Below are 11755 nucleotides of genomic sequence, written 5' to 3'. Positions count from 1 at the left end.
CAAACAGAGGTGAACGGGTGAACCATCGCAGCTTTCCACTTTCTCGAACCCGCACCGGCCGCCGTCTCGCCCATTCGGCGCTGATCGCCGGTGCCGTGATGCCGTGGGCGTCCAGTGCACAAATCGCCGGCGGCCCGCAGCAGGCCAACGGCGTCGCGCTCGAGGTCGCGCCGGGCGACTATTCGACGACCCAGGTCGGCCGCGCGGTGCTGTCCGCGATCAACGGCGGACATCTGACGACGACGGCCAAAACCCGCGCGTTTTCGACGGGCCCCGTCGCCGCCGGCGCCGCCGCATCGGGAGCGGGCTCGCGCGTGGAACTGCGCGATACGGAAATCCGCACGCGCGGCGGCAACAGCGTCGGCATCGACGTGCGCGGCGGCGCGAGCGCGTCGGCGGAACGCGTGTCGATCGATACCGACGGCGACTACGCGCACGGTGCATACCTCTACGGCGCGAACGGCGAGTTCCGCATCGCGGACAGCGCAATCGTCACGCGCGGCAAGGAAAGCGCCGGCATCAACGTGATCGGGACGCCGGGCGGCACGATCGATGTCGCCACTACGTCGATCCGGACCAGCGGCCTGTACGCCTCCGGCCTGTCGATCAGCTACGACGGCGCACACGCGACGCTCGATCGCACCGAGATCCGGACGGACGGCAACTACGCGCCGGTGCTGTTCCTGCCGAGCACGTCCACGGTCGCGTTCAGCGACTCGTATCTGCACGCCAGCGGCGTAGGCTCGCTCGGCGTCGATATGCGCGCGGGCGACGTCGCACTCGCACGCACGCGCGTGATCACGGAAGGCACCAGCGCGCACGGGCTGTACGCATCGAAGGAATACGCCGACACGCCCGTCATCGACGCGACCGATACGCGCGTGACGACCACCGGCGAGCGCGCGGCCGGCGCGATTGCGCGGCGCGGCGGCAAGATCGCGATGACGCGCGGCAGCATCGACACGCGCGGCGCAGGCTCGCCCGGTGCGATGTCGTCCGACAGCGGCTCCGTCGTCACCGCCACCGACATGAGCGTCGACACGTACGGCGACGGCGCCGTCGCGCTCCACGCCAGCACCGGCGGCCGAATCGACCTGTTGCGCAGCGACGCACGCACGCGCGGCGACGGCGCTTATGCGGCCAGCGTCTACGGCGGCGCGCTGAACGTCGATGGCGGCTCGCTCGTCAGCGACCGATACGGCGCGCTCGACGCGGCCGGCGGCAGCATCGCGCTGCGCAACGGCGCGCGCGCGACCGGCGGCGACGGCACGCTGCTGGCCGTCCATGCGCAATACGATGCGCCCGTGCGGCTGACGCTCGACACCGGCTCGCATGCGTACGGCGACATCGTGAACCATCCGGCCGACGACGGCAGCCCGACGCCGGCATTGACGGACGTCGCGCTGTCGAACGCGTCCACGTGGACCGGCGCGACCGATGCGGTGCGCACGCTGTCGCTCGACTCGGACAGCCGCTGGACCGTCACCGCGGATTCGTCGGTCGGCTCCGTCGCGCTGAACGACTCGACGATCGCGTTCGCAGAGCCGGTCGCCCGCGCATTGGCGACACCGCGTACGCTCGTCGTGACGGGCGACTACGCGGCGCACAACGGCAAGCTGGTGATCCATACGACGCTGCAGGACGACGCATCTCCGACCGACCGCCTCGTGATCGACGGCGGCCATGCAGCGGGCGACACCGGCATCGTCGTCAAGCGCGCGGGCGGCACCGGTGCGCAAACGACCGTCGGCATCCCGATCGTCGAAACGCGCAACGGCGGCACCACCGACGTGTCGGCATTCACGCTCGATGCAGGATCGGACGGCTACCGCGCAGGCTTCGGCACGTTGTCCGCTGGCGGCTACGACTACATGCTCGAGCGCGGCGGCCGCGGCGGCCGGAACGACGACTGGTATCTCGTATCCGCGGCGCAGCCCCAAGCGCAGCCGGAACCCGAGCCGCAGCAACCGCCGCCACCATCGCAACCGCCGGCCCCGGTGCCCCCCGCCGCGCCGATCGAACCCGAAGCCGTACCACCTGCGCACTCGACCGCCCCGGAGCCCGACGCCTATCTCGCGAATGCGGATGCGGCGTCGTGGATGGCGGTCCACACGCTGCATCAGCGCGACGATCGCTCGCTGCGCACCGCAGCCGCCGGCCCGCTCGACGGCGCGGTGTGGCTGCGCGCCGAAGGCCAGATGACCTCGATGTCGGGCGGCGGCCGCAGCGTGTCGGGCAACGGCCGCCTGCTGCACGCGGGCGCCGACCTGCTGCGCTTCGACGACGGTCGCGGCGGCAGCGTCCGGGTCGGCGCGATGGGCATGTACGGCAGCCAGACGAACTGGTCGACGCGCCCGCTGTGGAACGCCCTCGAGCGCCGGACGATGGACGCGACCGCGCGCGGCAGCGTGTCCGGCTACAACGTCGGCGTGTACGGCACGTGGTACGGCAGCCGCGACATCCTGTCCGGCCCGTACGCCGATGCGTGGTTCATGTACGGCGCCTATGCGAACAGCGTCGGCGGCAGCCTCGCCGCCGATTCGTACCGGTCGCGCACCGTCACGGGCTCGCTCGAAGCCGGCTATTCGCTGCCGTTCTACGAGCGCGGCGACTCGCGCTTCTTCGTCGAGCCCGAAGTGCAGCTGGTCGTCTCGGACTACGGCGCGGACGCACATGCGACGCCCGGCGGCCGCATCGACGGCCAACGCTCGACCGACCTGCTGACCCGCGTCGGCGTGCGCGTGCACGGCGTCACCGCGATCGCCGCGGGACGCGAGCTGCGGCCGTTCTTCGAGGCGAACTGGTGGCACGGCCCCGGCTCGCGTGCGTTGACGCTCGACGGCAATGCGTTCTCGTTCAACGTCCCGCGCGATCGGGCGGCGATCCGGATCGGCGCGACCGGCCAGTTGAGCCGGCGCTTCTCGGTCTCGGCGAGTGTCGGCGTCGAAGGCAATCTGTCCGACTACGCGCTGGTTCGCGGGCAACTGTCGGCAAAATATCGCTGGTGAGCCGAGCAGGCCGTCGCCGGCCCACGCAATCCGTGGGCCGGCGAATTCCGCTATACTCTGCCGACTGCCGCCACTGGCGGCAGGTCGGAAGCGCGCCGATTTGCTGACTCGATTGCGGGCGCGCGAACCGGCCGGGGCGCGATGTACGAGCGACCCGGCGGTTCACTACAAATGCGGCTAAAGAGGTCGTCAGCCGCGCAATTTCGCCTCCGCGCATCGCCGACACCGTTTAGCCGCCCCAGTCATAAGGCGGAACGAATGGAATCGATCGGCATCGTCGCTCCACAGACCATGCACTTCGCCGAACCGCTGCGCTTGCAAAGCGGCAGCGTGATCGGCAACTATCAGCTCGTCGTCGAGACCTACGGCGAGCTCAACGCCGCACGTTCGAACGCGGTGCTCGTCTGTCACGCGCTCAACGCGTCGCACCACGTCGCCGGCATCTACGCGGACGATCCGCGCAGCACCGGCTGGTGGGACAACATGGTCGGCCCGGGCAAGCCGCTCGACACCAACCGCTTCTTCGTGATCGGCGTGAACAACCTCGGCTCGTGCTTCGGCTCGACCGGCCCGATGAGCGACGATCCGTCGACCGGCCAGCCCTACGGCGCGCGCTTCCCGGTGGTGACCGTCGAGGACTGGGTGCATGCGCAGGCGCGCGTCGCCGACGCGTTCGGCATCGACCGCTTCGCCGCCGTGATGGGCGGCAGCCTCGGCGGGATGCAGGCGCTCGCGTGGAGCCTGATGTATCCCGATCGCGTCGCGCATTGCATCGACATCGCATCGACGCCGAAGCTGTCCGCGCAGAACATCGCGTTCAACGAAGTGGCGCGCTCGGCGATCCTGTCCGATCCCGACTTCCACGGCGGCAACTACTACGCGCACGGCGTGAAACCGAAGCGCGGGCTGCGCGTCGCGCGGATGATCGGCCACATTACCTATCTGTCCGACGACGACATGGCCGAGAAATTCGGCCGTGCGCTGCGCCGCGCGGACGGCGCGCTCGATGCCTACAACTTCAGCTTCGACGTCGAGTTCGAGGTCGAGTCGTATCTGCGCTACCAGGGCGACAAGTTCGCCGATTATTTCGACGCGAACACCTACCTGCTGATCACGCGCGCGCTCGACTACTTCGATCCGGCCAAGGCGTTCGACGGCAACCTGACCGCCGCGCTCGCGCACACGCAGGCGAAATACCTGATCGCGAGCTTCTCGACCGACTGGCGCTTCGCGCCCGCGCGTTCGCGCGAGATCGTGAAGGCGCTGCTCGACAACAAGCGCACCGTCAGCTACGCGGAAATCGACGCGCCGCACGGCCACGACGCGTTCCTGCTCGACGACGCGCGCTATCACAACCTGATCCGCGCGTATTACGAACGCATCGCCAACGAGGTGGGAGCATGAACCAGCAAGCGCTGAATTCCCTGTCCGCACGCGCGGACTTCCGTGCGATCGCGCGCTGGGTCGAGCCGCGCGCGACGGTGCTCGATCTCGGCTGCGGCGACGGTTCGCTGCTGTCGCTGCTGATGGAAGAACTGGACGTCACCGGCTACGGGATCGAGCTGAACGACGCCGGCGTGCTCGCGAGCACGAAGAACGGCATCAACGTGATCCAGCAGAATCTGGAAGACGGCCTGCGCCTGTTCGAGGATCACAGCTTCGACATCGCGATCCTGTCGCAGACGCTGCAGACGATTCACCAGACGGCCGCAATCCTGCGCGAGACCGCGCGCGTCGGGCGCGAATGCATCGTGTCGTTCCCGAACTTCGGCTACTGGGCGCATCGGCTGTCGGTGCTGCGCGGCCGGATGCCGGTGTCGAAATCGCTGCCTTACCAATGGCACAACACGCCGAACGTGCGGGTGCTGACGATCAAGGACTTCGAGGCGCTCGCGCCGGAAGTCGGCGTGACGATCCTCGATCGCATCGTGCTGCACGAAGGCCAGCTGATTCGGTGGGGAGCGAACTGGCGTGGTAGTCTTGCTGTCTACCGCGTGAAGCGCAGCTGAGCGGCGGGCCGTCGACGGACGCTCCGGCCCGCCCGCGCGAGCGGCCGTCCGTTCTGCGCCGCCCGCGCCGCCTGCGCCGCGGCCGCAATCAGTCAACGCTACCCAGTCCCAGTCCATGTCGAAAACGCCACACGAGGCGCCCGCCCTTACCGCTCACGAGGATCATCCCGGCTGGCGCGCCTATCTGAACACGCACATGCTGATCTGCGTGTTCCTCGGCTTCACGTCCGGGCTGCCGCTCTTCACGCTCGTCTACCTCGTGCAGGCATGGCTGCGCTCCGAGGGCGTGAACCTGAAGGAGATCGGCCTGTTCGCGCTGATCCAGTTCCCCTATACGTGGAAGTTCCTGTGGGCGCCGCTGATGGATCGCTACGTGCCGCGCCTGCCCGGCTGGCGGCCGGGCCGCCGGCGCGGCTGGCTGCTGCTCACGCAGCTGCTGGTCGCCGGCGCGATCGCCACGCTCGGCTTCGTGTCGCCGCGCGACTCGATCTGGACGGTCGCGGCGCTCACGACACTCGTCGCATTCTTCGGCGCGAGCGCCGACATCGTGATCGACGCGTATCGCCGCGAGCTGCTGCGCGACACCGAACAGGGCCTCGGCAACGCGGTGCACGTGAACGCATACAAGCTCGCCGCGCTGATCCCCGGCTCGCTCGCGCTGATCCTGTCCGACCACCTGCCGTGGGATGCGGTGTTCGCGATCACCGGCGCGTTCATGCTGCCGGGCATCCTGATGACGCTGGTCGTGCGCGAGCCCGAAGTGGCCGGCACGCCGCCGCGCAATCTGCGCGACGCGATCGTGCTGCCGTTTCGCGAATTCATCCAGCGCGACGGCTGGTCCGGCGCGCTGCTCGTCATCGCGTTCATCTTCCTGTTCAAGATCGGCGACACGATGGCCACCACGCTGTCGACGTCGTTCTTCCTCGACATCGGCTTCACGCGCACCGAGATCGGCATCGTCGCGAAAACCACCGCGCTGGTCGCGAGCGTCGCCGGCGGCATCGTCGGCGGCGTCTGGCTCGTGAAGATCGGCATCGGCCGCGGGCTGTGGATCTTCGGCGCGCTGCAGATGGTGTCGACGCTCGGCTTCGCATGGCTCGCGCAGCTCGGCCCCGGCTCGCCGGTGCTCGCGGCGCTGTACGACGTCACGCTGTCGACGAGCCATGCGATCGCCGCGGCGCTGTCGACGTTCGGCATCGCGGTCACGCCGCAATTCAGCCCGATGACGGTCGCGCTCGCGATCGTCTACGGCGTCGAGACCTTCGCGACCGGCCTGACGATGGCCGCGTTCGTCGCCTACATCGCCAGCACGACCGATCCGCGCTACACGGCCACGCAGTTCGCGCTGTTCACGAGCCTCGCATCGGTGCCGCGCACGCTCGCGTCGGCCGCGAGCGGCTTCATCGTCGCGAAGATCGGCTGGTTCGACTACTTCCTCGTCTGCACCGCGCTCGCGATTCCCGGCATGCTGCTGCTGTTCAAGATCGCGCCGTGGAACGGCGTCGCGCGCAACGGCGAGGCGAGCCGTGCGCAGTGAGCGTCGGCATCGGGTCGCCGCCGCACTGAGCGCCGGCCTCGTGCTGTTGGGCGGCGCTGGCAGCGCCCATGCTGCCGACGCCAGCGCGCCATCGGCCAGCCCCCCACCCGCCACGACGCCCGCGGCCGTGTCCGCCGCCGCGCCGCCGGTCGCACCGTCCGGCGCGGAAGCCGCTCAGCCGAGCGGCGCGGCCGCACACGCGAAAGCCTACACACCGGCGGCGCAGCAGGTGCGCTACGGCAACGCGATCGCGTTCCGCACGCTGATCCCGTCGCCGCTGCTCGAACAACTCACCGCGAGCGAATACGCGCAGATCGTGCAGACCGCCGCCGACGGCAACCGCCTGCTGCCCGCGACGCAGCCGGGCGTGAAGCGCCTGCGCGCGATCGTCGACAAGCTCGCGCCGTATTCGGTGAAGTGGAACGATCGCGTGAAGAGCTGGCAATGGGACGTCAACGCGATCCGCTCGCGCGAGATTCGCGTCATGTGTCTGCCGGGCGGCAAGGTGCTGGTGTACGGCGGGCTGCTCGACCGCATCCGCCTGAACGACGACGAGCTCGGCGTGCTGCTCGCGCACGGCATCGCGCATGCGCTGCGCGAACATGCGCGCAGCAATTTCGGCGCGACGACGCAGACGTCGCTGCGCGCGGCCACGCTGCCGCCGCTGTTTGGCGTCGGCGATCCGCTGCCGCAGGCGCTGAACCTGGGCGCGCGTCTGCAGACGCTGCGCTACGACCCGACCGACGAAACCGAAGCCGACGTGATCGGCGGCGACATCGCCGCCCGCGCGGGCTTCGATCCGCGCGCGGCGATCACGCTGTGGGACAAGCTCGCCGCGGCGACCCGCGCGAACCGCACGTCGGGCTTCATCTACCTGCACCCGTACAGCGCCGCGCGCCGGCAGGACCTGCTGAACCGCCTGCCCGACTTGATGCCGCTGTATGCGAAGGCGATCGGCACACGCGTCGACGCGCTGCCCGACTACGCGGGCATCAGCGCGCAGCGGCGCAAGGTCGCGCGGCGCTGAGCGCCAGCGGCGGCGGCTGATCCGTCGGGCCGGCCGCGCGCTACGCGTCGAGTTCCGACTCGACCGGCCGGCTGCCGCTGTCGCGCATCGAGCGCACCTCGTCCCCGGGGCTGCGGCCGAACAGCCGCTTGAACTCGCGGCTGAACTGCGACGCACTCGCATAGCCGACCCGCGCGGCGGCGGCGCCCGCCCCCAAACCGTCCTGGATCATCATCAGCCGCGCCTGGTGCAGGCGCGCGGCCTTCACGTACTGCATCGGGGAAGTCGCCGTCACGTGCTTGAACTGCGCGTGGAACACCGCGACGCTCATGCCGGCCTCGCGCGCGAGCGTGTCGACGTCGAGATCGGCCCTCAGGTCTGCGTGAATGCGCCGCAGCGCCTTCGCGACGCGTCCGAAATGATGCTGCTGGACCAGCGCCGCGCGAATCGCGTCGCCCTGCGCGCCGGTCAGCACGCGATACGCGATCTCGCGCATGATGGCCGGCCCGAGCACGCGCGTGTCGTGCGGCGACGCGAGCGCTTCGAGCAGCCGCAGCACCGCGTCGGCGAGCGGCGCGTCGAGCGAGGTCGAATACACGCCATGCGGCTCGCTCGCCGCCGCGCCGAGCGTCTCGTCGAGCAGGATCGCCAGTTCGGCGATCACGGCCAGATCGATGCGGATCGAGATCGCGAGAAACGGCTCGTCCGGGCTCGCGAAAGTCTCGCATTCGAACGGCAGTGGCACCGACAGCACCAGATACTGCTGCGCGTCGTAGACGAACGAGCGGTCGCCGAGATAGCCGAGCTTGCGGCCCTGGCACACGACCACGATGCTCGGCTCGTACAACACCGGCATGCGCGGCACGGGCCGGCTCACGCGAATGAAGCGCACGCCGTCGAGCGCCGCGAGCGTGTCGCCTTCGTGCGGCGCGAGGCGCGCATGCAGCTCGATCATGCGGCGCCGAACGCGCTCGCCCGAGTCGTCGAAAAGGGGCTGGAAGCTCATCGGCGTCGTCCTGTCCGGCAAGAGAATCAGGCTCGCAATGTAGCACCGGGAAAGCGTCCCGGCGGCTGTCCGCGCCAAATTCGAGAGGAATAGGCAAATCTTCCAGACCTTCGTGTATTTCGCCGGCGCGGCGCGCTCCTTAGGATGGGAGCCTGTCTCGCCGCGCCGCCACATGACGCGGCGGCAGCCCGTTTTGCCGGATTTCCGGATCAGGAGCCCATTGCATGAGCACAACCTACGCTTACGCGGCGACCGACGCGCGCTCGCCGCTCGCCCCTTTCGAACTCCAGCGCCGCGCGCTGCGCGACCTCGACGTGCAGATCGAGGTGCTGTACTGCGGCGTCTGCCACTCGGACCTTCATCAGGCCCGCAACGAGTGGCGCAACACGATCTACCCGGTCGTGCCGGGCCATGAAATCGTCGGCCGCGTCAGCGCGACCGGCCCGCAGGTCTCGCGCTTCAAGGTCGGCGAGCTGGTCGGCGTCGGCTGTCTCGTCGATTCGTGCCGCACCTGCCCGAGTTGCGCGGAAGGCCTCGAGCAGTATTGCGAGAACGGCTTCGTCGGCACCTACAACGGCCAGGACCGCGTGACGGGCGAGGTCACGTACGGCGGCTATTCGACGCGGATCGTCGTCGACGAAGCGTTCGTGCTGCGCGTGCCCGAGTCGCTCGATCCGGCCGGCGCCGCGCCGCTGCTGTGCGCGGGGATCACGACCTATTCGCCGCTGCGCCAGTGGAACGCCGGCCCCGGCAAGAAGGTCGGGATCGTCGGCCTGGGCGGCCTCGGCCACATGGGCGTGAAGCTCGCGCGCGCGATGGGCGCGCACGTCGTGCTGTTCACGACGTCGCCGTCGAAGATCGAAGACGGCAAGCGGCTCGGCGCGCACGAAGTGGTGGTCTCGAAGGACGAAGCGCAGATGAACGCGCACCTGAACAGCTTCGACTTCATCCTCAACACGGTCGCCGCGCAGCACGACCTGAACCCGTTCCTGAACCTGCTGAAGCGCGACGGCACGATGACGCTCGTCGGCGCACCCGAGCACGACCATCCGTCGCCGCAGGTGTTCAACCTGATCTTCAAGCGCCGCCGTCTCGCGGGCTCGCTGATCGGCGGGATCGCCGAAACGCAGGAGATGCTCGATTTCTGCGCGCAGCACGGGATCACGTCGGACATCGAGGTCATCCCGATGCAGCAGATCAATGCCGCGTACGAACGGATGCTCAAGAGCGACGTGAAGTACCGGTTCGTGGTCGACATGGCGTCGCTCGCGCAGTAACCGGCGTCGCAACGAAAACGGGCCGCATGTCGTTCGACATGCGGCCCGTTTTTCATCGACCGTCGGAACGGCCCGACGGCCGCGCCATGCGCCATGCGCATCGCGCTACACGCATCGCGGCGATGCCGCCGCTCACTTCTTGTAGTCGTAATCGACCGTCAGCGGCGCGTGATCGCTGAACTTGATGTCCTTGAAGATCGACGTGCTTTTCGCGGTGCCCGCGACGCCCGGCGTCGCGATCTGGTAGTCGATGCGCCACCCGACGTTCTTCGCGTACGCCTGGCCGCGGTTGCTCCACCACGTGTACTGCTCGGGGCGCGGGTCCAGCGTGCGGAACACGTCGACGTAGCCGACCTCGTCGAACAGCTGCGTGAGCCACGCGCGCTCCTCGGGCAGGCAGCCCGAGTTCTTCTGGTTGCTCTTCCAGTTCTTGATGTCGATTTCCTTGTGGACGATGTTCACGTCGCCGCACAGGATCACCTCACGCTGCTGCTTCAGCTCGGCGAGATGCGGCATGAATTCGTCCATGAAGCGGTACTTCGCCTGCTGGCGCTCTTCGCCGCTCGAGCCGGACGGCACGTACACCGACACGACCGACAGCTTGCCGTAACGCGCCTCGACGTAGCGCCCCTCGGGATCGAATTCGCTGCTGCCGAAGCCGATGATCACGTCGTCGGGCTCACGGCGGCTGTACACGCCCGCACCGCTGTAGCCCTTCTTCGCCGCGTGATGGAAATAGCTCTTGAAGCCGTGCGGCTCGACGAATTCGGCCGGCAGGTCGTCGGCCGACACCTTGATTTCCTGCACGCACACGCAGTCGGCGTTCTGTTCGCCGAGCCAGTCGAAGAAGCCCTTCTTCGCGGCGGAGCGGATGCCGTTCAGGTTGGCGGTAATCACTCGCATCATGTCGGGTTCCGTGGTTCTGTTCGTTTCGATGGGTTTGACGGGATCGCTAGCTGATCTTCACGCCTTCGAGCTCCGGCTTCGGCGGCGGGAATTCGAGCTTCATGTCGGTCAGCGTGCGCAGCAGCAGCTCGGCGATCATCACGTTGCGGTGCGTCTTCGAGTTCGCCGGAATCACGTACCACGGCGCATGCTCGACCGACGTCGCGGCGAGCGCATCGCGGTATGCCGACTGATACGCATCCCAGTGCTTGCGCGCGTCGAGATCGGCGATGTCGAACTTCCAGTGCTTGGTCGGATCGTCGATGCGCGCCTGCAGCCGCGCGCGCTGCTCGTCCTTCGAGATGTGCAGGAAGCACTTGACGATCGTCGTGCCGCTCTCGACCAGCATCGTCTCGAAATCGCGGATCTGCCGGTAGCGGCGCTCGCATTCCTTCGCGTCGATCATGCCGAGCACGCGCGGCACCAGCACGTCTTCATAGTGGCTGCGGTTGAAGATCGCGAGCTCGCCCGCGGCCGGCACCTGCGCATGCACGCGCCACAGGAAGTCGTGCGCGGCCTCGATCGGCGTCGGCGCCTTGAACGGCACGACGCGCAGGCCGAGCGGATCGACTTCGCGGAACACCGCGCGCACGGTGCCGTCCTTGCCGCTGGTGTCCATGCCCTGCAGCACCAGCAGCACGCGCTTCTTGTGCTGCGCGTGCAGGCGTTCCTGATGCGTGTCGAGTTCGATCGACACGGCCGACAGCCGTTCGCGGTCGGTGTCCTTCGAGCCCGACGAGAACGGCTTCGCCGCCGGATCGAACGCGTCGAGCGTGAATGCGGCAGCTGCCTTGTCGCGCGTGCCGTACGGCACGCGGAAATCGTCGAGCGACGGTTGTTTCGCCATTCGTTCCTCCGTTGGACGGTGCGCGGTCAGTCGCACACGATAGCGCATCCGCCAAAGCGACGGGCCGCCCCGAACAGGTTCGGCGGCGGCCCGTCGTCACACGCGGCTCGGGTGCGCGGC

Annotated in this window: 9 protein-coding genes; 6 read left to right on the top strand and 3 right to left on the bottom strand. The window is 68.6% G+C overall.

Features of this window, described 5'->3' with window-relative positions:
- The first annotated feature begins 17 nt into the window (after positions 1-17).
- The 5 genes from EX20_RS00645 to EX20_RS00625 all read left to right on the top strand — a co-directional run bounded on the left by EX20_RS00645 (position 18) and on the right by EX20_RS00625 (position 7581).
- Positions 18-3008, top strand: coding sequence for an autotransporter family protein (locus EX20_RS00645; RefSeq protein WP_034192461.1), 2991 nt, complete (start codon positions 18-20; stop codon positions 3006-3008).
- A 258-nt stretch (positions 3009-3266) separates the two neighbouring features.
- Positions 3267-4412, top strand: coding sequence for a homoserine O-succinyltransferase MetX (metX, locus tag EX20_RS00640; RefSeq protein WP_011886335.1), 1146 nt, complete (start codon positions 3267-3269; stop codon positions 4410-4412).
- Positions 4409-5017, top strand: a complete 609-nt coding sequence (gene metW, locus EX20_RS00635; protein WP_011886336.1) for a methionine biosynthesis protein MetW — start codon at positions 4409-4411, stop codon at positions 5015-5017. Before metX ends, metW begins: the two co-directional genes overlap by 4 nt.
- Before the next feature lie 115 nt (positions 5018-5132).
- A complete protein-coding gene (locus EX20_RS00630) occupies positions 5133-6554 on the top strand; it encodes an AmpG family muropeptide MFS transporter (RefSeq protein WP_034192460.1) in 1422 nt (473 codons plus the stop codon).
- Positions 6544-7581: a M48 family metallopeptidase gene (locus EX20_RS00625; RefSeq protein ID WP_011886338.1), complete on the top strand. Its 1038-nt coding sequence runs from the start codon at positions 6544-6546 to the stop codon at positions 7579-7581. Before EX20_RS00630 ends, EX20_RS00625 begins: the two co-directional genes overlap by 11 nt.
- 40 nt (positions 7582-7621) lie before the next feature.
- Here the strand turns inward: EX20_RS00625 and EX20_RS00620 are convergent, their stop codons facing one another.
- The gene (locus EX20_RS00620; RefSeq protein WP_034192459.1) at positions 7622-8566 is read right to left on the bottom strand and encodes an AraC family transcriptional regulator; all 945 of its coding nucleotides are present in this window, start codon (positions 8564-8566) and stop codon (positions 7622-7624) included.
- 224 nt (positions 8567-8790) lie between these two features.
- Here EX20_RS00620 and EX20_RS00615 point away from each other — a divergent pair, with 224 nt between their 5' ends.
- On the top strand, positions 8791-9843 hold the full coding sequence (locus tag EX20_RS00615) for an NAD(P)-dependent alcohol dehydrogenase (RefSeq protein WP_011886340.1): 1053 nt from the start codon (positions 8791-8793) through the stop codon (positions 9841-9843).
- Positions 9844-9975: 132 nt separating this feature from the next.
- On the opposite strand, the gene EX20_RS00610 is transcribed toward EX20_RS00615, so the two are convergent.
- Complete coding sequence (locus EX20_RS00610) at positions 9976-10749, bottom strand: exodeoxyribonuclease III (RefSeq protein ID WP_011886341.1); 774 nt, start codon at positions 10747-10749, stop codon at positions 9976-9978.
- Between the two features lie 46 nt (positions 10750-10795).
- Positions 10796-11635 carry a polyphosphate kinase 2 family protein gene (locus EX20_RS00605; protein WP_011886342.1) on the bottom strand — a complete coding sequence of 280 codons (840 nt, stop codon included), beginning with the start codon at positions 11633-11635 and terminating at the stop codon, positions 10796-10798.
- Positions 11636-11755: the final 120 nt, after the last annotated feature.

It is taken from the genome of Burkholderia sp. WP42, assembly GCF_000745665.1.
GTDB lineage: Bacteria > Pseudomonadota > Gammaproteobacteria > Burkholderiales > Burkholderiaceae > Burkholderia > Burkholderia vietnamiensis.
This window is presented reverse-complemented; position numbering and strand designations above follow the sequence as displayed.